Annotated in this window: 21 protein-coding genes; 18 read left to right on the top strand and 3 right to left on the bottom strand. The window is 62.8% G+C overall.

Annotated elements, in window-relative coordinates:
- The first annotated feature begins 42 nt into the window (after positions 1-42).
- The 5 genes from AC07OG_RS17580 to AC07OG_RS17560 all read left to right on the top strand — a co-directional run bounded on the left by AC07OG_RS17580 (position 43) and on the right by AC07OG_RS17560 (position 7,846).
- A complete protein-coding gene (locus tag AC07OG_RS17580; protein WP_495067610.1) occupies positions 43-1,512 on the top strand; it encodes a coniferyl aldehyde dehydrogenase in 1,470 nt (489 codons plus the stop codon).
- A gap of 365 nt (positions 1,513-1,877) precedes the next feature.
- The gene (locus tag AC07OG_RS17575) at positions 1,878-3,446 is read left to right on the top strand and encodes an amidase (RefSeq protein WP_495067609.1); all 1,569 of its coding nucleotides are present in this window, start codon (positions 1,878-1,880) and stop codon (positions 3,444-3,446) included.
- Between the two features lie 202 nt (positions 3,447-3,648).
- A complete protein-coding gene (locus AC07OG_RS17570; protein WP_060543433.1) occupies positions 3,649-5,358 on the top strand; it encodes an FAD-binding protein in 1,710 nt (569 codons plus the stop codon).
- Positions 5,359-5,366: 8 nt separating this feature from the next.
- Entirely contained in the window at positions 5,367-7,067 is a 1,701-nt protein-coding gene (locus tag AC07OG_RS17565; protein ID WP_495067608.1) for an FAD-binding protein, read from the top strand.
- Complete coding sequence (locus AC07OG_RS17560; protein WP_495067607.1) at positions 7,064-7,846, top strand: SDR family oxidoreductase; 783 nt, start codon at positions 7,064-7,066, stop codon at positions 7,844-7,846. Before AC07OG_RS17565 ends, AC07OG_RS17560 begins: the two co-directional genes overlap by 4 nt.
- A gap of 111 nt (positions 7,847-7,957) precedes the next feature.
- On the opposite strand, the gene AC07OG_RS17555 is transcribed toward AC07OG_RS17560, so the two are convergent.
- Entirely contained in the window at positions 7,958-8,743 is a 786-nt protein-coding gene (locus tag AC07OG_RS17555; protein ID WP_060543436.1) for an enoyl-CoA hydratase, read from the bottom strand.
- A gap of 142 nt (positions 8,744-8,885) precedes the next feature.
- Between AC07OG_RS17555 and AC07OG_RS17550 the strand changes: the two genes are divergently transcribed.
- From AC07OG_RS17550 to AC07OG_RS17505, 10 genes are all read left to right on the top strand, one after another.
- Positions 8,886-9,671, top strand: a complete 786-nt coding sequence (locus AC07OG_RS17550; RefSeq protein WP_495067606.1) for an SDR family oxidoreductase — start codon at positions 8,886-8,888, stop codon at positions 9,669-9,671.
- 56 nt (positions 9,672-9,727) lie between these two features.
- Entirely contained in the window at positions 9,728-10,696 is a 969-nt protein-coding gene (locus AC07OG_RS17545; RefSeq protein ID WP_495067605.1) for a bifunctional MaoC family dehydratase N-terminal/OB-fold nucleic acid binding domain-containing protein, read from the top strand.
- An 8-nt stretch (positions 10,697-10,704) separates the two neighbouring features.
- Entirely contained in the window at positions 10,705-11,838 is a 1,134-nt protein-coding gene (locus tag AC07OG_RS17540; protein ID WP_495067604.1) for an acyl-CoA dehydrogenase family protein, read from the top strand.
- Positions 11,810-12,229, top strand: a complete 420-nt coding sequence (locus AC07OG_RS17535) for a MaoC family dehydratase (RefSeq protein ID WP_060543440.1) — start codon at positions 11,810-11,812, stop codon at positions 12,227-12,229. The genes AC07OG_RS17540 and AC07OG_RS17535 overlap by 29 nt, the downstream gene beginning before the upstream one ends.
- Positions 12,230-12,246: 17 nt before the next feature.
- A complete protein-coding gene (locus AC07OG_RS17530; RefSeq protein ID WP_218425055.1) occupies positions 12,247-13,425 on the top strand; it encodes a lipid-transfer protein in 1,179 nt (392 codons plus the stop codon).
- Between the two features lie 10 nt (positions 13,426-13,435).
- Entirely contained in the window at positions 13,436-14,605 is a 1,170-nt protein-coding gene (locus AC07OG_RS17525; protein WP_060543442.1) for an acyl-CoA dehydrogenase family protein, read from the top strand.
- A 65-nt stretch (positions 14,606-14,670) separates the two neighbouring features.
- Positions 14,671-15,876 carry an acyl-CoA dehydrogenase family protein gene (locus AC07OG_RS17520; protein WP_218425053.1) on the top strand — a complete coding sequence of 402 codons (1,206 nt, stop codon included), beginning with the start codon at positions 14,671-14,673 and terminating at the stop codon, positions 15,874-15,876.
- Positions 15,873-17,015 carry an acyl-CoA dehydrogenase family protein gene (locus AC07OG_RS17515; RefSeq protein ID WP_060543444.1) on the top strand — a complete coding sequence of 381 codons (1,143 nt, stop codon included), beginning with the start codon at positions 15,873-15,875 and terminating at the stop codon, positions 17,013-17,015. The genes AC07OG_RS17520 and AC07OG_RS17515 overlap by 4 nt, the downstream gene beginning before the upstream one ends.
- Before the next feature lie 220 nt (positions 17,016-17,235).
- Entirely contained in the window at positions 17,236-18,918 is a 1,683-nt protein-coding gene (locus AC07OG_RS17510) for a class I adenylate-forming enzyme family protein (RefSeq protein WP_495067603.1), read from the top strand.
- A 91-nt stretch (positions 18,919-19,009) separates the two neighbouring features.
- Positions 19,010-20,392: a DUF1329 domain-containing protein gene (locus tag AC07OG_RS17505; protein ID WP_177336998.1), complete on the top strand. Its 1,383-nt coding sequence runs from the start codon at positions 19,010-19,012 to the stop codon at positions 20,390-20,392.
- A 131-nt stretch (positions 20,393-20,523) separates the two neighbouring features.
- On the opposite strand, the gene AC07OG_RS17500 is transcribed toward AC07OG_RS17505, so the two are convergent.
- Together AC07OG_RS17500 and AC07OG_RS17495 are read right to left on the bottom strand one after the other, a co-directional pair.
- On the bottom strand, positions 20,524-20,970 hold the full coding sequence (locus tag AC07OG_RS17500) for a nuclear transport factor 2 family protein (RefSeq protein ID WP_495067602.1): 447 nt from the start codon (positions 20,968-20,970) through the stop codon (positions 20,524-20,526).
- A 72-nt stretch (positions 20,971-21,042) separates the two neighbouring features.
- Entirely contained in the window at positions 21,043-22,371 is a 1,329-nt protein-coding gene (locus AC07OG_RS17495) for a spinster family MFS transporter (protein WP_060543448.1), read from the bottom strand.
- Positions 22,372-22,625: 254 nt separating this feature from the next.
- On the opposite strand from AC07OG_RS17495, the gene AC07OG_RS17490 reads away from it, so the two are divergent.
- The 3 genes from AC07OG_RS17490 to AC07OG_RS17480 are packed head-to-tail and all read left to right on the top strand — an operon-like array spanning position 22,626 to position 26,639.
- A complete protein-coding gene (locus tag AC07OG_RS17490) occupies positions 22,626-23,708 on the top strand; it encodes an alkene reductase (RefSeq protein WP_060543449.1) in 1,083 nt (360 codons plus the stop codon).
- A complete protein-coding gene (locus AC07OG_RS17485; RefSeq protein ID WP_060543450.1) occupies positions 23,708-25,561 on the top strand; it encodes a long-chain-acyl-CoA synthetase in 1,854 nt (617 codons plus the stop codon). Before AC07OG_RS17490 ends, AC07OG_RS17485 begins: the two co-directional genes overlap by 1 nt.
- Entirely contained in the window at positions 25,554-26,639 is a 1,086-nt protein-coding gene (locus AC07OG_RS17480; RefSeq protein WP_060543451.1) for an MBL fold metallo-hydrolase, read from the top strand. Before AC07OG_RS17485 ends, AC07OG_RS17480 begins: the two co-directional genes overlap by 8 nt.
- Positions 26,640-26,676 lie beyond the last annotated feature (37 nt).

The raw sequence follows: 26,676 nt of genomic DNA, 5'->3' as shown, positions 1-26,676 counted from the left end.
CATCCGCGAGGCTAGGGTGGCGCCAGGCGCATCGGGCGCTCAATGGCCATTGAGCCAACCTGCAAGGGGATAACAATGAGTACAGCCACGTCTTGCGTTCATGACCTTTCCAGCCTGCTGGCGCTACAGAAAAGCGCTTTTGCCAGTGCCGGCAGAGTCGACGCCGACACCCGTCGCCAGCGCCTCCAGCAAGTGATCGACTTGTTGGTCCATAATCACCAGGCATTGACCACGGCGATCGACCAGGACTTTGGCGGGCGGCCTGCCGGGTTTTCATTGATGAACGACGTGCTGGGTGCACTGGCCTCGCTCAAGTATGCCCGTGACCATCTGCAGGAATGGATGCAGGACGAACCGCGCGAGATGTTTGCCCCTTATGACCAGCTTGGCGCCAGCGCGTGGGTCATGCATCAGCCAAAAGGCACGGTGGGCATCCTGGGTACCTGGAACGCGCCGCTGTATACCTTGTTCAGTCCTCTGGCCTCGGCGCTGGCGGCCGGCAACCGCGCCATCCTCAAACCTTCGGAAGTAGTGCCACGCACCGCCGAGCTGGTGGCGCGCCTGTGCGCCGAGCACCTCGACCCACTGGTGGTGGCGGTGGTCAACGGCGGGCCGGAATTGGGCGAAGCCTTCAGTAGCCAGCCTTTCGACCACCTGGTGTTCACCGGTAGCACGGCGGTTGGCCGGCAGGTAATGGGTAATGCAGCAAAAAATCTGGTGCCGGTCACCCTGGAGCTCGGCGGCAAATCGCCGGTGATCGTTTCGCGCACTGCTGACTTGAACAAAACTGCCTTCAGCATCGCGGCGGGCAAGATTTGCAATGGGGGGCAGGTTTGCATCAACCCGGATCTGGTCTACGTGCCCAAGGTTCAACTTGAGCCTTTTCTCGATGCACTACGCAGCGCCTATCGCGATCTCAACCCGACAGTGGCTGGCAATCTGGATGTGGTGGCAGTGGTCAACCAGCGTCATCTGGATCGTGTCGAGGGCCTGGTCGAGGACGCGCAGGTGCGCGGTGCACGCATCGAGTGCCTGCCCGAACCTCTGGCCCTGGATGCCCGGGAACGTCGTCGCCCGCTGCGGGTGGTGGTTGATCCGGCCCCGGACAGCCTGATCATGCATGAAGAAATCTTTGGCCCTGCGATGGTCGTGCTCAGCTATGACGACCTCGATCAGGTCATTGCTCAAATCAACTCCCGGCCACGTCCATTGGCGCTGTACTACTTCGGTGAGGATGCACAAGAACAGCGTTATGTGCTGGAGCACACCCTGTCCGGCGGGGTCACGATTAACGACGTGATGATGCATGCCGCGATGCACGATGCACCGTTCGGCGGCGTCGGCGCCTCGGGCATGGGCCATTACCATGGTCGCGAAGGTTTTCTCGAATTCAGTCATATGCGCACGGTATTCAAGGCATCGACCCACGACCCGCGCCGAGAGTGGGGCTTGTTGCCGCCTTATGGCGAGCACTATCTGGCGGCCATGCTGGCCGGGGTAACCTGCGACTGATTTGAGCGCGGGGGCTTTGAGCCCCATCCGCTTCATGAGACAGGCCATTGTTTATGTACAAGGGGCTGCGCAGTATCGCTATCGTTCGGCGTTGCTGGATTACCTGGTACTGGCGGTGGTCGACGGCATGGGGAAAGTGGTCAGTCGGTCGAGAGTGTCTCGGCCGGTACCGCATCGTTGTCGGCCAACGCCAGGCATAGCGCGGCTGCCGCCGGGGACCTGGAATTGCTGGCGAGGGCGCTGGATCAGTTGTCGACACGCTTTAATGTCGCTTGATCACCTGCCTTGGTCCATCCGAATGCCACTCCCACAGGGTACAAGTCCCCAATCCCTTAACAACTCACCATCAGGGCGTGATCATCACCATGGATAAGCACGAAAACGCACCACTCAACTTCACCACCGGCTGGCCGCGCCGTAGCGTACTCAAGGCTGGTGCCGTGGCTGTCGGCGTCGGGATTCTGGGGCGGTTTGCCGATGCCCGCGCGGCTGGACTGTCGGCCAGCGATTACCAGGCCATGGATGCCTGGGCCATGAGCCAGGCGATTCGCAGTGGCGAACTAAGCGCCGAGGACTTGTTGGCGGCGGCGCTTGCCCGCTATAACGAGGTCAACCCCAAGGTCAATGCGGTGAACATGCTGCATGAAACCTACGCCCGTACCTTGCTTGCCCAGCGCCGTGCTGCCGGCACCTACAACCATGGCACCCTGGCCGGTGTACCGCTGCTGTTCAAGGACCTGAACACCACGCTAGAAGGTACGATCACCAGTAATGGCAGCCGGATGTTCAAGGACTCACCGCCCGCTGCCCGCACCAGCACCCTGATCGCCCGCTACGAGCAGGCCGGTGCGGTAGCGTTCGGCAAGACCACGTCCCCCGAGTTTGGCTTGACCACCACTACCGAATCCCTGGCCTGGGGCCAGACTCATAACCCCTGGAACCTGGCCATGAGCGCAGGTGGTTCTTCTGGTGGCTCGGCCGCTGCGGTTGCGGCGGGGATCGTTCCCGTGGCTCATGCCACTGATGGCGGCGGTTCGATTCGAATTCCCGCTTCGTACTGCGGCGTGGTCGGGCTCAAGCCGACCCGCTATCGCACCCCCAGCGGGCCACTGCATTTCGAAGGTTCGTTTGGCGCCAGTGCTGCCAATGTGGTGTCGCGCACAGTGCGCGATACCGCGCTGTTCCTTGATGCCGGTCAGGGTCATGAGGCGGGCAGCGCCTATTGGTGTCCGCCGTTGATTCGGCCTTATGTGGAGGAATTACAACGTGATCCGGGCAGGTTGCGCGTGGCCGTGGTGCGCCAATCACTGACTGGCGCCCCTCTGGACCCGGCGATTGCCGCCACGCTGGAACAGACCATCAAGCAATTGTTGGCCCTGGGGCATCAACTCGATGAATTAAAGCTGAACATCGATCCGCGCCAGTTGTTCGGTGCCCACGGCACTGCGCTTGCCATGGCATTGCGTGTGCAGATTCATGACCGCGAGCAGGTACTCGGACGGGCTGCCACGGTTCAGGATCTGGAGAAGATTACTCTGGTCAATCTCGAACGCTCGAAATCGACGAGCGGCGAAGACCTGTACCGCGCGCGGCAAGCGTTCGAAAGTATTGGCGCGACTATGGAGCAACACTTCGAAGGCTACGACGTGATTCTGTCGCCGGTCACCGGCAGCCTGACTCCGAAGCTGGGTCTGTTGTCGCTTGATCAGCCTTGGGACAGCTACGCCCATCAGGCAATGGGCAGCGCCGGTTTCACCGTGATAGCCAATGTCAGCGGTCAGCCGGCCATCTCTTTGCCACTGGGCCACAGCGACGACGGTCTGCCGGTGGGCATGATGTTTACTGCTCGCCTGGGTGGCGAAGACGTGCTGCTGCGCCTGGCCAGCCAGTTGGAACAGGCCCATCCGTGGGCCGCAAGACGCGCTTCCTTGTAACTTGACACACTTGTGGGAGTGAGCCTGCTCGCTCCTGCAGAGTCCGCATGACCTACGGGCAGATGTGTACAGCCAGGCCACCCTCTAGTCCACTTTGACGATGAGCCCATCCCCCCGCAGCCACGATCATGGACTGCACTCCGCCAGCGCACCCTGCGTGGTCGGCGGTTTATTCCTGACCTCAGCTAATGGCATAACAACAATGACGGCTCAAGTTCAGTCTCAGACCCACTACGACGTGATCGTCGTTGGTTCGGGCGCAGGTGCGATGACTTCGGCGGTGTTCCTCGCCGACCAGGGTATGCGTGTGCTGGTAGTGGAGAAAAGCAACCAGTACGGTGGCACCTCGGCAATCTCCGGGGGCGGTATCTGGATCCCCAATAATCACTATTTCGCTCGCCAGCGAGGCAACGACAGCTACGTCACGGCGCTGACCTATCTCAAAGCCGCGGCAGGCGAACATGTCGATGAAACGCGACTGCGTGCCTACCTGGACAATGCGCCGAAGATGATCGAACAGCTCACCCGTATCAGCCGGGTGCGCTACGCGGTGGCGGCGAAATACCCTGATTATTATCCGCACCTGCCAGGGGCTCTGCCCGGTGGGCGGACCCTCGACCCGGAGATGTTCGACACCAGCCTGTTGGGTGAAGAACTGGAGAATCTGCGCAAACCGTCACCTTCAACCCTGCTGATGGGGCGCATTGCCTGGACCGCGCGCGATGCGCACAAGGCCATGGCCCGCAGTTTTGGCTGGCGCCTGCTGATCATGAAGCTGATGCTGCGCTACAAACTGGACTTCAAATGGCGACGCAAGAGCAAGATGGATCGCCGCGCATCCCTGGGCAGTTCGCTGGTGGCCTCGTTGCGCCGCTCGCTCATGGACCGCGACGTGCCGCTTTGGCTAAACACCGATTTTTGCGGCCTGATTACCGACAACGAACGGATCAGCGGCGTCACCGTGCGGCGTGACGGCGTCGAGCTGCAACTGCATGCACGTTTTGGGGTGATCCTGGCCTGCGGAGGCTTCGAACAAAACCAGATCCTGCGCGACCAGTACCTGCCCAAGCCGACCCGCAAGGCCTGGAGCGCAACGCCTCCCGGCAACAACACCGGCGCAGCCCTGGAAGCCGGCATGGCCCAGGGCGCGGCCACCGCGTTGATGGATTGGGCCTGGTGGGCGCCGACCATTGCCGTGCCGGGAGAAGACAAGCCCCGGGGGATTTTTGCCGAGCGCGCGTTCCCCGGCGCCATCGTGGTCAACGGCCTGGGCCAACGCTTTGTCAACGAAGCGGCGCCGTACCTGGAATTCGTCGATGCGATGCACCAGGACAACCAGAAAACCGGCGGAAAATCGGTGCCGGCCTGGGTGATCTTCGACGCGCATTTCCGTTTCAACTACGCCATGGGCCCGCTGATGCCGGGCCAGGTCATGCCCGACAGCCGCCTGCGCAAAGAATGGCTCAACAACCTGTATTGGAAAGCCGACACCCTGGTCGGCCTGGCCAGGGAGATCGGCGTCGACAGTGCTGGCCTGGAAGCCACCGTCAACAAGGTCAACGGCTACGCCGAGAGCGGCGTGGACCTCGACTTCGCTCGTGGTGGCAACGTCTTCGATCGCTATTACGGCGACTGCAACATCAAGCCCAATCCTTGCCTGGCGCCCTTGAAAAAAGGGCCGTACTACGCCATGCGCCTGGACGCCGGGGACATCGGCACCAAGGGCGGCCTGTTGACCAACGAAAATGCCCAAGTGGTGCGCGATGACGGCTCGACCATCGCCGGCCTGTACGCCATCGGCAACTGCTCGGCATCGGTGATGGGCACTAGCTATCCGGGGGCAGGTGGCACCCTGGGGCCGGCGATGACCTTCGGTTATGTCGCCGCCAATCACCTGGCCAGCCAGCGATAGGAGGGTATATGTCAATGTCCGATAACCTTCCCGGCACCGAAGTGCTGCCGCCCTTGCAAGTGGCCCATGGCAACAGCCTGACCTGGGACGAACAATGCGATGTGCTGGTCGTCGGCTGGGGCGCAGCAGGTGCCTGCGGCGCGCTGGAAGCCCGGGCCCATGGCGCCGACGTGCTGATCGCCGACCGCTTCACCGGCGGCGGCGCCAGCGCCAAGAGTGGCGGAGTAGTGTACGCCGGTGGCGGCACGCGCCATCAGCAGGCAGCGGGTTTCAACGACAGCCCCGAAGCCATGTTCGATTACCTCAAACACGAAACCCGGGGCGTGGTCAGCGACGATACCCTGTGGCGCTTCTGTGCCGATAGCGTGAGCAACCTGCAGTGGCTGGAAAGCCACGGCGCGCCTTACGCCCACCAGATGCCACCGGGTGGGGGCAAGACCTCATATCCGCCCGACGGCTACTTCCTCTATTACTCGGGTAACGAATTGGTGCCTGACCACGGCGGTACCTTGCCGCCTGCACCACGAGGGCATCGCACCGTGGGCAAGGGACAGGGCGGCGCGGTGCTGTTTGCCCACCTCAAGGCAGCGTGCCTGAAGGCCGGAGCGAAGACGCTGTTGCAGGCGGCAGCGCGACGACTGGTGATCGACTCCCAGGGGCGGGTATTGGGTGCCGAGTTTTGGTGTATGCCCGAAGGTAGCAAGCAAGCGCAGTTGCATGCACGACTGGCCGCCCGTGCCGAACGATTGCAGAACTTCGCCCCTGGCTATTGCAACACTTTGCGCAAGAAGGTCTGCCAACTCGAACGGGATTTCGCTGAGCCACGTCGGGTGCGGGCGCGCCATGGGGTGATCCTGAGTACCGGTGGTTTCATCTTCAATCGCCAGTTGCTCGAACAGCACGCGCCGAAGTTTCGGCGCAATTTCAAGGTCGGTGCCACCGGTTGCGATGGCAGCGGGTTGCGCCTGGGCGCCAGTGTCGGCGGCCAGGGGGCGGGACTTGAGCGGGTATCGGCCTGGCGCTTCATCAACCCGCCGTACAGTTGGCACAAAGGCATTGTGGTCAATCGCGAGGGGCGGCGCTTCTGCAACGAAGAAGTCTACGGCGCCACCCTCGGTCAGCCGTTGATGGAGGAGCAGGGTGGCAAGGCTTGGCTGGTGCTGGATGCGCCGTTGCGCAAGAAGGCCATCCGCGAAGCGCTGTTCGGCGGCTACTGGTGGTTCCAGAGTTTTCCGGCCCTGGCGCTGATGCTGTTCAAAGTGCGCAAGGGCAAGAGCCTGAGTGAGTTGGCCGAAGCGACGAGCATGGACCCCGCCGTATTGCGTGCCTCGGTGCTGGCTGCCAACGCCGCTGCCCGTGGTGAGGCACCAGAGCCGTTCGGCAAGTCCGAAGGCGGGCGCCAAGTATTGGAACAGGGGCCTTTCTATGCCTGCGATATCTCCGTGACCAACCCGGTATTCCCCCTGGGAGCCCTGACTCTTGGCGGTTTGCGCGTGGATGAACGCAGCGGTGCGGTGCTGGATCAGCAAGGCCAGGCGATCGCTGGTCTGTACGCGGCCGGGCGCAGCGCTCTGGGGATTCCTTCGCACCTGTACATCAGTGGCCTGTCCCTGGCCGACTGCGTGTTCTCCGGCCGTCGAGCCGGTGCCGCCGTCGCCCGCTCGCACAACCAGCAACCGCACACAACCCCCGCTTGGGAGGCAACATGATGAACCTCGATCAAACCAGCAAGAACGGACGGGTTAACGGTAAGGTCGCACTGGTCACCGGCGGCGCCAAGGGCATCGGCGCCGCCAGCGTGCGCCTGCTGGTGGCCGAGGGTGCCCAGGTGCTGATCAGCGACCTGGACGTCGAGGCAGGCCAGGCCCTGGCGGCTGAAACCGGGCCCGCGGCAGCCTTTATTCGCCACGACGTCAGCAGTGAAGAGCAGTGGCGCCAGGTTATCGACCATGTGCGCGAGTGCTACGGTCGCCTGGATATCCTGGTCAACAACGCCGGCATCCTGATCGCCGGCTCGATCGAAGAAACCAGTCTGGCTGATTGGCACAAGGTGATGCAGGTGAACGCCGACAGCGTGTTCCTGGGCTGCCGCGAAGGCATCGCGTTGATGAAGGATAGCGGTGGCTCGATCATCAACCTGTCGTCCATCGCAGCCCTGGCCGGGCGCGACGATTACCTCGCCTACAGCGCCTCCAAGGGCGCAGTGGCGGCGTTGTCGCGTTCGGTGGCGGTGATGTGCAGGCGGCGCAAGTACCGCATCCGTTGCAACACCCTGCACCCCGACGGCGTACTCACCGACATGACTCGCGGCGGCTTCCCCGAGGGTGTCGACCCTAACCGCCTGACCATCGACAGCGACCCGATGAACCGCATGTGCCGACCCGAGGATGTGGCGGCCAGCGTGTTGTTCCTGGCCAGCGACGAGGCCCGGGCGATCAATGGGGTCGAGTTGCGTATTGATAGTGGGCAGATGGTGATGAGTATCTAGCGGCTCCTGAAACCGTCTTCTGATGTTCACCCTGTAGGCGCAGCCTGCGGCAGCTCTACAGGGGATCGCAAGACCTGCAGAAATCCCTGAGCGAGCTCGGCAGACGAGCGTCTAGTACCCCTCGAACTGCGCGGTGCGTTTGTCGATAAACGCCTGCATACCTTCCTTCTGGTCTCGTGACGCGAACAGCAATGCATTGGCCTTGCGCTCCAGGGCCAGGCCGGCTTCGAGCGGGGCGTCCATGCCGGCCAGGATCACTTCCTTGATCTGCTCGGCGGCCAGCGCCGGCATCGCCGCGATGACGCGCGCCAGCTCAAGGGCGTGCGCCTGAACCTGGTCATCGTCCACCAGGTCGCTGACGAGGCCGGCGACCCAGGCCTCTTCGGCGCTGATCGGTTGCCCGGTGAGCGCCATGCGCATCGCTTTGACCTTGCCCACCGCCCGCACCAGCCGTTGGGTGCCGCCGATGCCGGGCATGATGCCGATGCGGATTTCCGGTTGGCAGAAGCGCGCGCTGCGCCCGGCAACGATCAGGTCGGCATGCATCGCCAGTTCGCAACCGCCGCCGTAGGCGTACCCGCAGACGGCCGCGATCACCGGTTTCGGACAGTGCTGGATCGGCCCCCAGACCCGTTCGGTGTGGCGCTTGTAGATATCGATGGCGCCGACACCGGCCATGCTGTTGATGTCCCCACCGGCGGCGAACACCTTGTCACCGCCCGTCAGCACGATGCAGCGCACTTCGGGATCAATCGCCAACTCACTGAAATGCTGCGATAGCAGCGCCTGCAGTTCCAGGCTCAAGGCATTGGTCGCCTGCGGGCGATTGAGCCGCAGCAGGGCCACGCCGGGCAGTGGGCGTTCGAGCAGAACCGGTGCAGCGGATGAGTCGGACATGGGCAACCTCAAAGACCAGACAAGGTGTGAATGGCCGCCAGTGTCCTGTTCGCGAGGTTGAATTTTCATCGTCCGTTCAGACGTAGTTTGCCCCGCGGTTCGTCCCTAGAGTGACCCTTGTCAGTAGAGAAAGGAGCACATGATGGAGTTGCATTCGGGTCTTGATTACAGCGGCAAGGTGGTGCTGGTCACCGGTGGCACCAAGGGCATCGGCGCCGGTATCGCACGGGGGTTCCTCGCCGCCAACGCGAGGGTGATCGTCTGTGCCCGGCGCGAGCCTGAGCAGGTGCCGACTCTGGGTGGCAAGCGTGCGAGCTTCATTGCCACCGACGTGCGCGACCACGATTCCCTGCAACGCCTGTTCGCCACGATCGAGCGCGACTTCGGGCGCCTCGACGTGGTGATCAACAACGCTGGCGGCAGCCCGTCCGCCGACGCAGCCACGGCCTCTGCGCGGTTTCACGAAAGTATCATCGGGCTGAATCTGATCGCGCCGCTCAACGTCGCTCAGCACGCCAACCGACTGATGCAGGCACAGGCCCAAGGCGGTTGCATCGTCTTTATTGGCAGCATCAGCGCCCTGCGTTCCTCCCCAGGCACCGCCGCTTATGGCGCGGCCAAGGCCGGAGTGGTGGCGCTGGTGCAGTCGCTGGCGGTGGAGTGGGGGCCCAAGGTGCGGGTGGTCACGGTCAGCCCGGGGCTGGTGATGACCGAGCAGGCCCATCTGCACTACGGCTCCGAGGCCGGTATCGCCGCCGTCGCTGCCGGCATTCCAGCTGGCCGCATGGCCGTGGCCGAAGACATTGCCAACGCCTGCCTCTACATCGCATCGCCGCTGGCTGGCTACGCCAGCGGTTGCAACCTGTTGCTGCATGGCGGTGGTGAACGCCCGGCATTTCTCGGCGCCGCACAGGTGCTGCCCACCTGATCGACCTATTGCGGCGACCGGGTTCGGTGGCCGCCTTCAATGTGAAGGAGACGACTTTGGCTGATCCACAATTGCTATCCAATGTGCGCGCCCTGGTGGGGCGCCAGTACGGCCGCGTGTACGCCTGGGACGAGGTCAATGCCCCAATGATTCGCCAGTGGTGCGAAGTCATGGGCGTGGACAACCCGCTGTACACCGACGCGGAATTTGCCCTGGGCACCCGGCACGAGGGGCTGATCGCACCGCCTGCGATGCTGCAGGTGTGGACCATGGAGGGCCTGCACGCCAACAACTATCCGCCTGGCTCCACCGACGAGAACCCGTACGAGGTGCTCAAGGAAATGGAAGCCTACGGTTATGCCTCCACCGTGGCGGTGAACTCCGAGCTGACCTTCACTCGTCCGCTGCGCATAGGCGAAAAGCTCTACTACACCACGCGCCTGGATTCGGTGGGCGAAGAGAAAACCACCGCCTTGGGCACCGGCTTTTTCGTCACTCTGGTGATGAGCCACTTCGTCGAAAAAGCGGGCGGCGACGAGCCGGTGGGCGAGTTGCTTTTTCGCGTATTCAAGTTCCGTGCGGCCAATGCCCAGGCGCCAGCCAAGGCTGAGTCGGCACCGGTCAAGGCCAAGCGTCCGCTGCCGGGAATCAGTGATGACACCCGCTTCTTCTGGGAAGGTTGCGACAAGGGCCAGTTGCTGATTCAGCGATGCAGCGCCTGCCAGACCCTGCGCCATCCACCGGCGCCGGTGTGCATCGAATGCCACAGCTTCGACTGGGACACCCTGCAAGCCAGTGGCCGCGCCACCTTGTATTCGTTCGTGGTGATGCACTACCCCGAAGTGCCGCCGTTCGATTACCCCAACCCGATCGGCCTGATCGAACTGGAAGAGGGCGTGCGCCTGATCGCAGGCCTGGTCGGGATCGAGCGTGAGCAGTTGCAGATCGGCCAGCATTTGCAGGTCGAGTTCCAGACCTTCGATGACCAGATGACCCTGCCGCTGTTCCGGCCGGTAGAGGCATAGGAGCCACCATGGATTTCGAATTGAGCGAAGACCAGCGCGCCATTGCGCAAATGGCCGATGGATTGTTTGTCGACCATTGCCATGACGACTACATGCGCCAGTGGGATACCAGCGGCGAACCGATGATGACGCCGCTGTGGGCACTGTGTATCGAGACGGGGCTGCATGCCCTGGCGATTCCCGAAGAACACGGTGGCAGCGGTCTGGGCATGACCGAACTGATGCTGGTGCTGCAAGCCCAGGGCAAGGCCCTGGCCCAGGTGCCGTTGTGGCGTCATCAATTGGCGGCCGCGACCCTGGCCCGTTTCGGTGCTGGCGACAGTGCAGGGTGGGTGGCCAAAGCGGCGTCCGGCGAGGCACTGCTGAGCCTGTCTGTCGATGGCTTGAGCAGTGCGCTGGGCATCGAGTTGAAAGCCCGTCCCTGTGCCGAGGGCTGGTCGATCAATGGCCGCGTCGCGGCCCTGGCGTTGGGCGACCAGTCCCGGGCCGCGCTGGTATTGGCAGATGTCGACGGTCAGCCGCGCTTGCTGCTGCTCGACTTGTCGGCGCCCGAGGTAAAGCGCGTGTCGGCGGTACTGACCCACGGCGAGGCAGTGACCGACCTGCACATCCAGGGTTTAACCGTAGACGCCGCGGCACTGTTGCCGGCCGAGGCCGTCGCCTGGCTGGAACTGCGCAGCGTGGCGGCATTGGCAGCCTTGCAACTGGGCGTCAGCGAAGAGCAGATCCGCCGCACCGTGGCCTATGTCAGCGAGCGCCGGCAGTTCGAACGCGTCATCGGCAGCTTCCAGGCGGTGCAGATGACCATGGCCGATACCCATATCGCCGTCGAAGCCTTGCGCACCACGCTGTGGCAACTGGCCTACCGCATCGATGCTGGCTTGCCGGCACCCAGTGAAGCACTGGCCACGGCCTGGCTGGCCTGTGAAGCGGGGCACCGCATTGGCCATGTCGCACAGCACGTGCATGGCGGCATCGGAGTTGACCTGACGTATCCGATACACCGTTTTCTCTACTGGAGTCGCGGCCTGTCCCTTGCCCTGGGTGGCTCGGCGGCAAACCTCGAACGCCTGGGCGACTGGCTCAACGATAACGACAAGCTGGGATGGAAATATGACCTCGAAGAACACCAAGCGCTTTGAAGACGTGCGCCCCGGCGAAGCACTGCCGGAGCTTGCGGTGCCGATTACGGTGACCCTGATCAACGGTGGCGCGATTGCCACTCGTGATTACTTCCCCGGGCACCACGACGCCGAGGCGGCCCGTGCCCTGGGCTCGCCCCACGTGTTCATGAACATCCTCACCACCAACGGGCTGGTGCAGCGGTTTGTCGAGCAGTGGGCCGGACCGCTGGCGCAGTTCAGCGCGCTGAAAATCAAGCTCGGTGCGCCAAATTATCCCGGCGACTGCATGACCTTCAACGGCAGCGTCAGCGCGCTCGACGCCGATACCCGCACGGTGGAAATCACCTTGAGCGGCAAAAATTCCATGGGCAACCACGTGACCGGTACGGTCGCGTTGGTCCTGCCCTGACAGCCGGAGAAACACAGATGACTGATTCATCGATTTCCGGGCGTGCCGCGATCGTTGGTCTGGGCGCGACCGAATTTTCCAAGAACTCCGGACGCACCGAATTGCGCCTGGCCCTGGAGGCCACCTTGAGTGCGCTCAAGGATGCCGGCATTGATCCATCCGAGGTCGAGGGCTTTAGCTCTTACTCGGTGGACAAGGTCCCGGAGTACGAAATTGCCCGTTTGCTCGGTTGCAAAGACGTGAAGTTTTTCTCGCAAGTGCCCCACGGCGGCGGTGCGGCCTGTGGACCGGTGATGCACGCGGCCATGGCAGTAGCCACCGGGATGGCGAAAGTGGTGGTGGTCTATCGCGCCATGAATGAGCGTTCCTGGTATCGCTTCGGGACAGGTGCCTACGGTTTCGCTTCGACGCCGACCTTCGACAACGTCAACTACGGCTGGTACATGCCCCACGGTTTCCATACACCGGCGGCCTGGGTCGGGATGTTCGCCCAGCGTTACATGCACACCTATGGCGCCACCAGCGAAGACTTCGGCCGGGTGGCGGTGGCGGCTCGCGATTTTGCCGCAACCAATCCCCAGGCATTTTTCCACGGCAAGCCGATCACCCTGGAAGAACACCAGTCCTCGCGCTGGATCTGCGAACCGCTGCACCTGCTCGATTGCTGTCAGGAATCCGATGGCGCGGTGGCGATGGTCATTACCTCGGCCGAGCGTGCCCGTGACCTGCGGCAGAAACCGGTGACCATCAAGGCCGGATCCCAAGGCATCAGTCACGGCCAACAGAGCATGACCTCGTTCTACCGCGAAGACATCACCGGGCTGCCGGAAATGGGCGTGGTCGCCCGCGAACTGTATCGCCAGTCGGGCCTGGGGCCGGACGCGTTCCAGACCGCCGTGATCTACGACCACTTCACCCCGTTTGTATTGCCGCAACTGGAAGAGTTCGGCTTCGTCAAGCGCGGTGAAGCCAAGGAGTTCATCCGCGCAGGGCACCACGCCCGTGGCGGCAAACTGCCGATCAACACCCACGGTGGGCAACTGGGCGAAGCCTATATCCACGGTATGAACGGCATCGCCGAAGCGGTGCGCCAGGTGCGTGGCACGGCGGTCAACCAGGTGGCGGATGTGCAGAACGTGCTGGTTACCGCCGGCACCGGTGTACCCACCAGCGGCCTGATTCTCGGCGCAGCCTAAGGAGCAGCAGATGTTCGTCGACCTCACTCCCGAACAACATGCCCTGCGCCACAAGGTGCGGGACTATTTCCAGGCACTGATGACCCCGGACATGCGCGATCAGTTGCGCGGCAAGGAAGGCGGTGAGCTGTTTCGCCAGACCATCCGCCAGATGGGACGCGACGGCTGGCTCGCGGTTGGCTGGCCCAAGGCCCATGGCGGCCAGGGTTACGCGGCCACCGAGCAGTTGATCTTCTTCGAAGAAGCCAACATCGCCGGGGCACCACTGCCGTTCGTGACCATCAGCACCGTAGGCCCGGCGTTGATGGCCCACGGCAGCGAGCTGCAGAAAGAACGCTTTCTGCCTGGCATCGCCGCAGGCGAGATCATGTTTGCCATCGGCTACTCGGAGCCGGATGCCGGCAGTGACCTTGCGGTGTTGAAAACAAGCGCCCGCCAGGACGACGAAGGCTTCCTGGTCAATGGCAACAAACTGTGGACCTCGGGCGCCGAATCGGCCGATTTCGTCTGGCTGGCGGCTCGTACTGATCCGACCCAGGCGCGGCACAAGGGTATCTCGCTGCTGATCGTCGATACCACGACGCCGGGCTTCTCCCACACCCTGATTCACACCGTCGGCAATCCGACGGCGGCCACTTACTACGACAACGTGCGGGTGCCCAACGAGATGCTGGTGGGTGAGTTGCACGGTGGCTGGAAGCTGATCACATCGCAACTGAACCACGAGCGCCTCGGTCTCGGCACCTGGTCGGACAAGGTCGTGGCGCTGTTTCGTCGGGTCTACCTGTGGGCGCGGGCCCGCGATGAACAAGGCCGCCGGGCGATGGATAAAGCCTGGGTGCGCAGCTCGCTGGCCGAGTGTTATGCACGCCTGGAAGCGATGCGCCTGATCAACATGCGCATCGCTGCCGATCTTGAGCTCGACCGCATGAGCGTCGCGCTGAGTTCGACCACCAAGGTATTCGGCTCGGAGTCGGCCATCGAGATCCTGCGCAAGCTGGCGGCAATCGTCGGTGCCAATGGTTCGATGCGCAGCGGTTCGGCGGCAACGCTGTTGCAGGGTGACCTGGAGTATGAACTGCGCTCTGCCACGACCCTGACCTTTGGTGGCGGCACCAATGAAATCCAGCGCGAACTGATCGCCCAGTTTGGCCTCGGCATGCCGCGTACTCAACGCTGACGCTGGTCCATCAACAACAAGAACCGTACTCGCCCCGGTACCGGGGCGGGTCGAAGGGGACTTTCATGAGCACTATCGAGCAATTTCGCCAGGACACCCGTGCCTGGCTGGAGGCCAACTGCCCGCTGTCGATGCGCAGCGGCATGGCTGAAGGCGATGTGGTGTGGGGCGGCCAGAACCCGCAATTTCCCAATGCGGATGCACGCCTGTGGTTCGAGCGCATGCGCGACAAGCGCTGGTTCTGCCCCGAGTGGCCCGAGGAATATGGGGGCGCCGGCTTGAGTGACGAACAACTGGCGGTGCTGGAAAGCGAGATGCGCCGCATCAAGTGTCGGCCACCGCAGATCAACCTCGGCATCTGGATGCTTGGGCCGGTGCTGCTGGCTTACGGCAGCGAACAGCAGAAACGTGATCTGTTGCCGCCGATTGCCCGCGGTGAAGTTCGCTGGTGCCAAGGCTTCTCCGAGCCGAACGCCGGTTCCGACCTGGCCAGCCTGAAAATGGCCGCACGTGATGCCGGCGATCATTTCGTGGTGGATGGCAGCAAGATCTGGACCTCCTACGGCGACAAATCCGACTGGATGTATGCCCTGGTGCGCACTGACTTCAGCGCGCCGAAACACGAAGGCATAAGCCTGATCGTGCTGGACATGCGCAGTCCCGGCGTCAAGCCGCAGCCGATCGATCTGATCAGCGGCAAATCGGCGTTTTGCCAGGTGTTCTTTGACAGCGTGAAAGTACCCAAGAACCAGTTGATCGGACCGTTGAACGGTGGCTGGAACCTGGCCAAGTACCTGTTGCAACACGAACGCAAGGCGATGTCGAAATTCGGCGAGTTCAGCCTGCCGTCGCACTTCGACCTGCTGGCGCTGATGCGCGAGTACGTGCCGACCCCCCAGACCCGGGGCGAACACGCCTTGCAGGCGCGGGCCACGGCGTGCGCGATGAACGAGCAAGCCTACAACCTGACCGTGCAACGCATGGGAGAAGAGGCGCGGGCCGGCGATGACATCGGCGGCCTGATGTCGATCATGAAGCTGGTGCATACCGAGCAGGAGCGCGACAAGTTCGAAGTGCTGCTCGATGCCATGGCCGGGCATGCTTTCGGTTGGGAGAGCGCGGCATTCAGCGAACAACAACTGGCGGTGACCCGTTCCTGGTTGAACAGCTATGCGCTGACCATTTCCGGCGGGTCCTCGGAAGTCCAGTTGAACGTCATCGCCAAGCGCGTGCTGGGCTTGCCAGACGCTAAAAAAGGAGTCACCCCATGAGCCTGCGTTACAACGATGAGCAGCGTTTGCTGGCCGACAGCGCCCGGGATTTTCTCGCCGCCCGCAGCCCGGTGAGTGCCCAGCGTCGGCTGCGCGATGAAGCGGTGGCCCCGGGCTTCGATGCGCAGTTGTGGCGGGACGCGGTCGATCTGGGCTGGAGTGCGATTCCGTTTCCCGAAGACTTCGGGGGCCTGGATTTCGGTTGCAAGGGCCTTGGGCCGATCTTTGAATCCATGGGCCGCAACCTGTCCGCCACGCCGCTGTTGTCCAGCGTGGTGCTGGGTGGTTCGCTGCTCCACCTGGCTGGCAACTCGGCGCAACAGACGCACTGGCTGCAAGCGGTGATCGGTGGTGAACAACGCCTGGCCCTGGCGGTGGACGAACAGTCGCGCCATGACCCGAGCCGCATTGCCCTTGTGGCCGAGGCCGAGGGGCAGGGCTATCGCTTGCACGGCGACAAGTTCTGGGTGGTCGACGGCCTCGGTGCCGATGCCTTTGTGGTAGCAGCGCGCACGTCCGGGCAACCGGGTGATACGCAAGGCATCAGCCTGTTCCTGGTGCCGGCCGATACGCAGGGCCTGACAGTCAGCGCCTTGCCGCTGATCGATTCGCGCAACAGTGCACGCTTGCAACTGGACCAGGTGCAATTGGGCAACGAAGCGCTGCTTGGCACTCTGGGCGAGGGCTGGACCGCGCTGGAAACCGCACTGGACCGTGGTCGCACCTGCCTGGCGGCGGAGCTGTTGGGGATGGCGGAGCAACTGTTCGAAACCACTCTGGAGTACCTAAAGACCCGCGTGCAGTTCGACACGCCGATTGGCACCTTCCAGGTCCTGCAACATCGCGCCGCGCAAATGTACATCGACCTGGCGCTGAGTCGCAGCACCCTGATGGCCGCGCTGGCGACCCTGGATGACACCAGCATCGACGTCGCGGCACGCGGTCGAACGGTCAGCCTGGCGAAATGGAAAACCGGCGATACGGCAATCAAGGTGGCCAACGAAGCCGTGCAGATGCACGGCGGCATCGGCGTCACCGACGAGCTGGATGTCGGCCTGTACCTCAAGCGCGTGCGCGTGGCGCAGAGCTGCCTGGGTGACCGGGATTTCCATTGCGAACGCTATTCGGCCCACGCGTAAACCCTTGTGGGAACGGGCTTGCTCGCGAAAGCGGAGTGTCAGGCAACGAGGCTGTTGAATGTGCCGGCGCCTTCGCGAGCAAGCCCGCTCCCACAAGAATTTCTGGTGTACCCAGCATATGAGCACGACGCACCACCCTGTGGGAGCGGGCTTGCCCGCGATGGCGGAGTGTCAGGCGCCCACTCCCACAGGTCTTTCGCCCGTTCTGGAGAAAACAAAAATGAGCATTGAACGCTGGCACACCGCGTGGCGCGAACTGATCGCCCCCGGTGCGCCGTTTGAAGTGGTGACGCCCGATGACGGCGCTCCACGCTACTTTCGTCACGCCGCGCACGACTTGCTGCAAGTGTTCGACAACGGTCGGGTTCACGGTGACCGTGAATTCCTGGTCTGGCAGTCGCAGCGCCTGACCTTCAACCAGTTCTTCGATCGGGTCGACCGCCTGGCCGGGCAGATGGTCGACCGTTTTGTCCTGCAACCGGGCGAGCGGGTGGCGATCGCCATGCGTAACCAGCCGGCGTGGCTGGTGGCCTTCGCCGCGATCGTGCGCTGTGGCGCGGTGTGTGTGCCACTCAACAGTTGGGGCCTGCGCGACGAGTTGCAGTACGCGTTGCAGGACAGCGGTTCCCGCCTGCTGATCTGCGACGAAGCGCGCCTCGATACCCTGCGCGAGGATCTGGCCCGCGAGCAGCGAGCCACCATCGTCGTCGGGACCGAGGAATCCACCTTGCCCGAGAACTGCCTGCGTTTCGAGGACTTGATCAGCGCCCCGGCGCAACCTGTGCCCACGCTGGAAATCGATCCTGACGCACCGGCGCTGATCCTTTACACCTCGGGCACCACCAGCCGCGCCAAGGGCGCCGTGTCCAGTCACCGGGCTATCTGTCAGGCGCTGTTTGCCCTGGATTTCCAGGGCGCGTTTTGCGCCATGAGCTCGCCCGAGCGTATCGGCGTGGTGATCAGTAGCGGCTATCCACCCACCACGCTGGCGGCCGTGCCGTTGTTCCATGTTAGCGGCTTGCATGCGCAGTTCCTGTCGGCATTACGCGGAGGTCGGCGCTTGATGCTGATGTACAAGTGGGATGTCGAACGTGCGATCGACCTCATTCGTGATGAGCGCTGTACCCAGTTCAACGGGGCACCGGTGATGATGCAGCAACTGCTTGCGTCACCACGCTTTGGCAGCGAGCACACCGCCAGCCTGTTCGGACTTGGGCTGGGTGGTGCAGCGTCGTCCGCCGGGGTGCTGGATGACATGCTCAAGCTCAAGCCCGACGTCATCGGCGGTGCCGGCTACGGCCTGACCGAAAGCAATGGCATCGGCGCGGCCATCGGCGGCGATCCGTTCGTGTACAAGCCGCAGACGGCGGGTTGGGCGCTGCCGATCGTCGATATTCGTATCGGTGACAGCCCTGACCAGCCACAGGCGGCGGGCACTCGCGGGGTGATCTGGCTGCGTTCCCCAACCTTGATGAGCGCCTACTGGAACCTGCCCGAAGCCACCGCGCAAAGCCTGCGCGACGGTTGGCTCGACACTGGCGACATCGGCTACCTCGACGAAGAGGGCTTTCTCAGTATCACCGGCCGGGTCAAGGAGTTGATCAACCGCGGTGGCGAGAAAATTTCAGCCGCAGAAATCGAAACTTGCGTGCTCGATATGCCCGGTGTCCTGGAAGCGGCAGCATTCGCCATTGTCGATCCGCTGCTGGGTGAGACGGTGGGGCTGGCCATTCACGGCCAGGCGTCAACTCTGCCCCAGCAAGCGCAAGTTTGCGCATTCATCGCCGAGCGCCTGGCTGCCTACAAAGTGCCGGCGCAGGTTTATCGGGTGCTTGAACCCTTGCCACGCAACGCCACCGGCAAGGTGCTCAAGGCAAAGCTGCAGGAAAAGTTGGGCGCATAACGTCGCCTTAGTCTTTCCGGACGATGTCGGGGCCGGCAGAACACGAACAATAGATCCATCCACACAGCCTTATCAGCGAAGGAGGCATCACATGAAAATAACAAGAACAGGTCTCATGCTCGCGGTCGCAGTCACAGCCAATAGCGGGCTGACGGGTTATGCGCACGCCGCGGTGTCACCTCAGGAAGCAGCCAGACTGGGCAAGGAGCTGACCTGTGTTGGCGCCGAGCAAGCCGGCAACGCCGAGGGCACCATTCCGCCGTATACCGGCAAATACCTGGGTGAAGTCCCGGGCTGGAATCATGTGAAGTTCTCCGGCGACCAGCCGGTGGACCCCTATGCGGCGGAGAAACCGATCCTGGTGATCACTGCGCAGAACATGAGCCAGTATGAGGCGCACCTTACCGAAGGCCAGAAGGCGCTGCTGAAGAAGTATCCGAGCAGCTACAAGATGAACATCTATCCCGGTCACCGGGATTTCCGCTATCCCGATTACGTCTGCCGCCGCGCGATGGACAACGCTCTGAATGCCAGGCTGGTCAATGACGGGGCGGGTTTCGAAGGTCTGGGCCAGATTCCGTTCCCGATTCCCAAGAACGGCATGGAACTGCTGTGGAACCACCAACTGCCGGCTCGTGCCTACACTGAGGAAAAGACCTCTGACCTGGCTTCGGTCCTGCCCAATGGCAGCATCGGCTGGGGCCGTGCCTATGCACGCAACCTGTCGCAGGCCAACTCGCCAACCGTCGAGCCCACCACGGACGGCAAGATCCAGGCCATGAGCAACAACATGACTCTCAAACCGGCCCGCGACAACGGCACTCTGAGCATTTCCCATGAACCTTACAACTTCGCCGTAGAGTCGCGTCAGGCGTGGTCTTACAGCCCGTCCACCCGACGTGTTCGGCAACTGCCGGGCTACGGTTACGATCAGCCGATGATCGGCACCAACGGCACCATGACCGTCGACGAGGACCGCTTGTTCAACGGCTCACCGGAACGCTTCAACTGGAAGCTGGTCGGCAAGCGCGAGATCTATAGCCCGGCCAACGCCTACAAGCCCAACGCCGGGACCGTCAAGCACGCCGACATGCTGACGCCCAACCATCCCAATCCGGATTTGATGCGTTATGAATTGCGTCGGGTATGGGTGTTGGAAGCCGACCTCAAGGAAGGCTATCGCCATGTCTATGGCAAGCGCGTGCTGTTCATCGACGAAGACACCTGGAACGCGGTCATGGCCGACAACTACGACGCCCGTGGACAGCTGTGGAAGCACGCCATGGTCAACTACTACTACCACCCGGATATGAGCGGCTGGCAGGCTGGTTCGCAGTTCTTTCTGGACTTGAACTCCGGCCAGTACACCGGCTACGGCATGACCAACGAGTCGAAGAAAGGCCCGATCCTCAACGAAGGCAAATTTACCCCGGACCAGTACACCGCGGACGCGGCGCGGGCTATCGGTAGATAAGCCCCGGATCGTTGTAATGACTAAAAGCCCCATCGGTATCCGGTGGGGCTTTTTCGTCGTTTGGTGTCATGCTCCGATCCCTGTAAAAGCCTGAGACGGCGGTGCACCTGCTGCACCGCGTTATCGTTCTCTTAGCCCAACAAATGCCCCCTCAAGTCACCGATCATGTCCAAGTGCGAATAATCTCGAAAGCTGAATCGCCAGACCCCGTCGATACGCTCGAACTCATCCAGGTAGCGCCCGCTGGCGATAGGTTGCAGAGTCAGGGTGTCGGTGGCCTGCAGCACGGTGTAGCAGGAGCGAGCTGTCGCGGTTCCTGTGGGTTGGTCAATGTTGATGATGGGGTTGCTGATGGGGTTGCTGATGACGTGTCTGGTGCGGGGTGTACCGCAGGGATAGAGCTTGATTCGTTGCTGCCAGATCTCCAGCAGGGCGGTGTAATCAAGGAAGTCACTGTGGCTTTTTACTTTGAGTCGGGCATGTCGAAACAACTCGGCGGCCTCGACCAGTTGTCCGCTGTCCAGGCACTCGGCGTAACGGTAAAGCAGGTTGCAGATCTGTACGGCACTGGTACTCATCGTGGTCCTCAGCAAAAAAAAGCCGCTGGAACCCGGCAGGTTTCCAGCGGCGCGGTTGTAAGGGGAAGAGGATCAGGCAGTCACGGCCTGGTTCGTCGCGGGCAGTGGCGCGAGGCTGTTCATCTGTTGGCGATATCGCGGCAGTGCCAGGGTCAGGAACACGCTGGCCAGCACCAGCATTGACACAGATGAAGCCAACGCGTAGCGCAGCGACTCACTGCCCAGGGTTGGCACAAAGAAGTCACTGAGCATGCCAACAAAAAGCGGCCCGATACCCACACCCAAGAGGGTCATGGACATGACGAAAATCGCCGTGGCCTGGGCCAGTCGTGTAGCCGGGAAAAGGTGGGTAATGGCGCTCAGGCACGGTGTTGCCCACCAAACGCCAAAGAAGGCGAACGCGCTGTAGAACAAAAACGCCTGCGGCACGGCGATGCTGCCGATATGGAACGCCGTGCCTTGGGGCCAGAGGAAGTACGCCAGGGCGAAGGGAATGCTGATCAGCGTACCCAGCAACGGCACACCGATCTGCCAGCCGACATCACGTCGCGCCATGCGGTCGGTGAGCATGCCACACAGCAGGGTGCCGAAAGTCGCACCCGTACCGCCCACCACGCCCACCAGAAATCCGGCTTCTTGCAGATTGAGGCCGTGGGAACGGATCAGGAAGCTCGGGCTCCAGGTGCCGATGGCGTAGCCGGCAATCGCTGCCGCGCCGCCGGTGAGCACCAGGCAAGGGAACGAGGGCATGCGAAACAGCTCGAGGAGGGTCTTGAGCCAGCCATCCTGTTGCGCCGCGACGTTGCCCAGCGGCACTACGCGCTTGGGCGCTCGCACGGTCAGCAGCAGAAGCAGACCAAGGAAGATTCCGGGCGCGCCGATCAACAAGAAGGCGTAGCGCCAACCGTGGTGCTGGGCAATCCAGCCACCCAGGCCCAGGCCAACTATCGCCCCCAGGCTGGAACCGAGCATCAGCACCGACAGAGCAGTGGATCGGCGGTTCGCCGGGTACAAGTCCGAGACCATCGCCACCGACGGCGCCGTGCCACCGGCCTCGCCCACGGCCACGCCTATCCGCGCCAGCACCAGGGTCAGAAAGTTTCCAGCCATGCCGCAGAGCATGGTCATCAGGCTCCAGGCGATGCAACTGAAGGCGATCACCGGCTTGCGCCCGATTCGATCCGACAGGCGTCCCAGCGGGAAGCCGAACACGGTGTAGAACACCGCGAAGGTCACCCCCGACAGCAGGCCGATGCCAGTATCGGAAATGCCGAATTCGAGCTTGACCGGTTCGATCAGGATCGCCATCAACTGGCGGTCGATGTAGTTGAACACATAGATGCTGGCGAGCACGAAAAGCGCGTAATGCGTTCGCCATGTCACGGGGGTGGATTGGTTCACTGCGGGTGCTCCCGGTTTTGTTCTAGTTGGCGCGATGCTGTAGGTGCCCAGTGTTTTTTTCATCGTCCGTTCAGACCATCTCTGTCATCTCCCAGGCAAACCGCCGCACCCGATAGCGAACCTAGTCTTGTCGGACGATGTTTCGCACGCACTCAACGTCAATCATTCAGCCATATCCGCTGCCATGTCAGCGCTTGCCCATGTCATGGCAAGCCCTGCGACAGCAAAAAACAATAAGAAGCTGAGGAATTGAGATGAGCGTCTTGTTCGAGCCGGTCGCCCTGGGCGAACTGCAATTGGCCAACCGCATCGTCATGGCCCCCATGACTCGCAGCCGCGCCCTTGCCGATGCGATACCCGGCGGCGATATGGTCGAATACTACCGCCAGCGCGCCAGTGCCGGGCTGATCGTGGCCGAGGGCACCGCGCCGTCGGCCAGCGGCCTGGGCTATTGTCGCACCCCGGCGATCTACAGCGACGAGCAAATCGTCGGCTGGCGGCGGGTCACCGAGGCAGTGCATGCCGAGGGCGGGCGGATTGTCCTGCAGATGATGCATGTCGGCCGCGCCGCCAGCCGTCACAACAAACCGGCGGGCGCGGCCACGGTGGCACCTTCGGCATTGCGCGCACGCACACAGGTGTTCAGCGATACCGCCGGCCTGGTGGACACCGATGAGCCACAGGCGCTGACCTTGCAAGGTATTGGCGAGGTCATCGAGGACTATCGGCAGGCCGCGTTGAATGCGCGTCTGGCCGGCTTCGACGGTGTCGAACTGCACTGCACCAGCGGTTACCTGCCGATGCAGTTCATGGCCTCCGGCAGCAACCAGCGCAGCGACGCCTACGGCGGCGATGTGGGCGGGCGGGTGCGTTTTGCCAAGGAAGTGATCGAGGCCATGGCCGCTGCGATTGGCGCCGGACGCGTTGGTTTTCGCCTGTGCCCCGGCAACCCCTACAACGACATCGATGACCGCGATCCGGCGGCCACGGCAGCAGCCTTGTGCGAAGCCGTGGCGTCGCTGGAGCTGGCCTACCTGCACATCATGCGCTCGCCCCTGGCAGAGCTCGACGCCTTCGCCCTGGCGCGTAAGCACAGTCCTCATGCATTGATTCTCAACGATGGTTTCGACGGTCCTTCGGCCACTGCCGCTCTCGCGTCGGGCGAGGGGGCAGCTGTGTCGTTCGCCCGTCATTTTATTGCCAACCCCGATCTGGTGGCGCGTTTGCAACGTGGCCTGCCGCTAAGTGGCTTTGACCGCAAGACCCTGTATACGCCGGGCCCGGCGGGCTACTCGGATTACCGCGTGCATCAAGCAATAGCCGGGGAGGTGATGTAATGAATCTTAATGACTTAAACCACGTCCTGCGGTCCCGCGTGGTACCACGGGAGCAGACTCAAGCGTTGCTGGACCAGCGCTCGGCCGCTGCCGGTCGGATCAAGCCGGGCGATCTCTACACCCTGGCTGACCGTCTGGAGCAACAGGCGAGTGAGCAGGGTGAGAGCACCTTTCTGATTTATGGCGAGCAGGCCCTGAGTTACTCCGAGGTCGATGCACGTGCCAACCAGATGGCCCACACGTTTTATGCCAATGGCCTGCGCGCCGGCGATGTCTGCGCGCTGGCCATGGAAAACCGCCCGGCGTTTTTCTGCACCTGGTTCGGCTTGGTCAAGCTCGGGGTGGTGGTGGCCTTCATCAATACTCAGGTCAGTGGCCGACCACTGCTGCATGCGTTGAAGACCACCGAGGCCAGGGCGCTGGTGGTTGGCGAAGAGTGCCTGGCGAATGTGCAAACCACCGAAGGCTTTCCCGGCCTGCCGTGCTGGTTGGTGCGTGACGCGGAAAATCCCTGGTCGGGAGCGCTGCCCAAGGGCATTGACGGGCATTTCGATGCGCGCCTGGAGAAAGCCCCGCGCACGCCGTTTCCCCGGAACATCCGCGCGCACATCGAGGCGCAGGCCACAACCCTGCTGATCTTTACCTCGGGTACTACCGGCTTGCCCAAGGCTGCGCGTTACAGCCATATGCGCTGGATGTCGTCGGGGGATGTGATGGAACCCACCCTGCAAGTCACCAGCAAGGATGTGTTCTATTGCTGCCTGCCGCTGTACCACGGCGCCGCGGCCACCTCGGTGACGTCTACTGCGCTGCGCGCCGGTGCCGCCATCGTGGTGCGCCGCAAGTTCAGCGTACGGGAGTTCTGGAACGATGTGGCGCGACACCAGATCAGCATCTTCCAGTACATCGGCGAGATCTGCCGCTACCTGCTCAATCAGCCAGTTCGAGCGGGCGAGCGCGAGCACAGTCTGCGCTGCATGCTCGGCGCCGGGCTGTCGCCGGACTCCTGGCAACGCTGGCTGGAGCGCTTCGGCCCGATCAGGGTGTTCGAGGGCTGGGGCGCCACCGAAGCCAATTCGGCACTGATCAACGTCGACAACTATTTTGGTTCCTGCGGACGCGTGCCGGACTGGAACAAGACCAACCTGAGGTTAGTGCGTTACGACATCGAAAACGATTGCCATCCACGGGACGAAAACGGTTTCTATCAAGTCTGCAAAGTAGGTGAGGTTGGCGAGGCCATGGGCTTTATCGTCAATCACCCTGAGATCGGTGGCGGACGCTTCGAGGGTTACACCTCTGCCGAGGCGACCGAGAGCAAAATCCGCCGTAATGTGTTTCGCGAGGGCGATGCCTATTGGAGCTCCGGCGACTTGCTGCGCGAGGATGCCGACGGTTACTGCTATTTCGTCGACCGCATCGGCGATACCTATCGCTGGAAGAGCGAGAACGTTTCGACCCTGGAAGTGGCGCACGCCCTGGGCGATCTGGTGGGCCTGGAACTGATCAATATCTATGGCGTCCAGGTGCCCGGCCAAGAAGGCCGGGCCGGCATGGCCGCGGTATTGATGCAGGCCGACCAGCCGTTTGATCCGGCCGCCCTGTACGCCTTGACCGAAGCGCGCCTGCCACGCTATGCCGCGCCGGTGTTCGTGCGGGTTACCCAGTCGGCAGACCTGACCGCCAGCTACAAGCTGCGCAAGGTCGACCTGCAGCGTCAGGGCTACTGCCCGACTCGTTGCAGCGATCCACTGTTCATCCGCGACGAACAGGCCCGCAGCTATGTGCCTTATTCGCCGGAGGCATTGACGCGGGCCGGCCTGACGCCATTTGCGGTGGCCGAGCATGGCTGATCTGGACGCCAACGGTCACCAATTGCGCGACGGCCTGCGGTACCCGTGGCCGCAGGCGCCCGATTCCGGACAGGTGCGCGAAGTGGCACCGGGGGTGTGGTGGCTGCGCATGCCGCTGCCATTTCGCCTGGACCACATCAACCTTTATCTGCTGCGCCACACCGATGGCTGGGTCGTTGTGGACACCGGCATGAACACCGAACAGACCCGCGAAGTCTGGGACCGTGTGCTGAGTGAAGTGTGCGACGGGCTGCCGCTGCTGGCGGTGGTCTGCACCCACTTTCATTCCGACCATGCCGGGGTCGCCGCGTGGCTTTCGCAGCGTTTTCATTGCCCGGTGTACATGACCGTCAGCGAGTTCCAGTCGTTGCACGTCAGGTTTCCCGCCGATCAGCCACCGGGCTGGGACTTTCTCGATTTCTACCGCAAGGCCGGGGTCAGCGACGAGCAGAGTACCGAGATGTTCGCGGTGATGAGCAACGCCCACTTCCTGCCAGCGCCACTGCACCATTTCCGGCGTTTGCACGAAGGCAGCTGCCTGCACATCGGTGGCCGCACCTGGCAGGTGGTGATCGGTCGCGGCCACTCGCCGGAGCATGCCTGTCTGTACGCCGCCGATAACGGCTTGCTGATCTCCGGCGACCAGGTGCTGCCGCGCATCACTTCCACCGTCGGAGTGCATGCCACGGAGCCGTTGGCAAACCCGCTGCGTGACTGGCTCGATTCTATCGAGCACTTGCGCAGCTTGCCCGACAGCGTGCTGGTGTTGCCGGCACATGAGCGGCCGTTCTTCAATTTGCATCAGCGCCTGGACCAGCTGGAGGCCCACCACAAAGGGCATCTGGCTTTAATGCTGGCCAACTGTGACGAGCCGCGCACCGTGCTCGAGCTCATGGCCCTGTTGTTTCCCAAACTGTCGGGTCGTTTCGACGAACTGATGGCGCTGGGCGAAACGTTGGCCCATGCCAACTACCTGGTGGCCGAAGGGTCGCTGGAGCGGGAAGAGGACCGGGGGCGATATCGCTACCGGCGTGCTGTAAGGGGAGCGTGCGGTGTAACGCCGCTCAAGGTGTTTTGAGCGAATGGCACGGCAGCAGTGTTGAACATTCCAGGCA

The sequence above is a fragment of the Pseudomonas sp. GW821-FHT09H03 genome (assembly GCF_059415945.1).
This window is presented reverse-complemented; position numbering and strand designations above follow the sequence as displayed.

Excerpts from the sequence above, each read along its gene's own strand:
- AC07OG_RS17520 (WP_218425053.1), top strand. The coding sequence starts at position 14,671 with ATGAGCACTATCGAGCAATTTCGCCAGGACACCCGTGCCTGGCTGGAG.
- AC07OG_RS17530 (WP_218425055.1), top strand. The coding sequence starts at position 12,247 with ATGACTGATTCATCGATTTCCGGGCGTGCCGCGATCGTTGGTCTGGGC.
- AC07OG_RS17540 (WP_495067604.1), top strand. The coding sequence starts at position 10,705 with ATGGATTTCGAATTGAGCGAAGACCAGCGCGCCATTGCGCAAATGGCC.
- AC07OG_RS17515 (WP_060543444.1), top strand. The coding sequence starts at position 15,873 with ATGAGCCTGCGTTACAACGATGAGCAGCGTTTGCTGGCCGACAGCGCC.
- AC07OG_RS17485 (WP_060543450.1), top strand. The coding sequence starts at position 23,708 with ATGAATCTTAATGACTTAAACCACGTCCTGCGGTCCCGCGTGGTACCA.
- AC07OG_RS17510 (WP_495067603.1), top strand. The coding sequence starts at position 17,236 with ATGAGCATTGAACGCTGGCACACCGCGTGGCGCGAACTGATCGCCCCC.
- AC07OG_RS17565 (WP_495067608.1), top strand. The coding sequence starts at position 5,367 with ATGTCAATGTCCGATAACCTTCCCGGCACCGAAGTGCTGCCGCCCTTG.
- AC07OG_RS17550 (WP_495067606.1), top strand. The coding sequence starts at position 8,886 with ATGGAGTTGCATTCGGGTCTTGATTACAGCGGCAAGGTGGTGCTGGTC.
- AC07OG_RS17525 (WP_060543442.1), top strand. The coding sequence starts at position 13,436 with ATGTTCGTCGACCTCACTCCCGAACAACATGCCCTGCGCCACAAGGTG.
- AC07OG_RS17575 (WP_495067609.1), top strand. The coding sequence starts at position 1,878 with ATGGATAAGCACGAAAACGCACCACTCAACTTCACCACCGGCTGGCCG.
- AC07OG_RS17505 (WP_177336998.1), top strand. The coding sequence starts at position 19,010 with ATGAAAATAACAAGAACAGGTCTCATGCTCGCGGTCGCAGTCACAGCC.
- AC07OG_RS17570 (WP_060543433.1), top strand. The coding sequence starts at position 3,649 with ATGACGGCTCAAGTTCAGTCTCAGACCCACTACGACGTGATCGTCGTT.
- AC07OG_RS17555 (WP_060543436.1), bottom strand. The coding sequence starts at position 8,743 with ATGTCCGACTCATCCGCTGCACCGGTTCTGCTCGAACGCCCACTGCCC.
- AC07OG_RS17490 (WP_060543449.1), top strand. The coding sequence starts at position 22,626 with ATGAGCGTCTTGTTCGAGCCGGTCGCCCTGGGCGAACTGCAATTGGCC.
- AC07OG_RS17535 (WP_060543440.1), top strand. The coding sequence starts at position 11,810 with ATGACCTCGAAGAACACCAAGCGCTTTGAAGACGTGCGCCCCGGCGAA.
- AC07OG_RS17480 (WP_060543451.1), top strand. The coding sequence starts at position 25,554 with ATGGCTGATCTGGACGCCAACGGTCACCAATTGCGCGACGGCCTGCGG.
- AC07OG_RS17500 (WP_495067602.1), bottom strand. The coding sequence starts at position 20,970 with ATGAGTACCAGTGCCGTACAGATCTGCAACCTGCTTTACCGTTACGCC.
- AC07OG_RS17580 (WP_495067610.1), top strand. The coding sequence starts at position 43 with ATGGCCATTGAGCCAACCTGCAAGGGGATAACAATGAGTACAGCCACG.
- AC07OG_RS17560 (WP_495067607.1), top strand. The coding sequence starts at position 7,064 with ATGATGAACCTCGATCAAACCAGCAAGAACGGACGGGTTAACGGTAAG.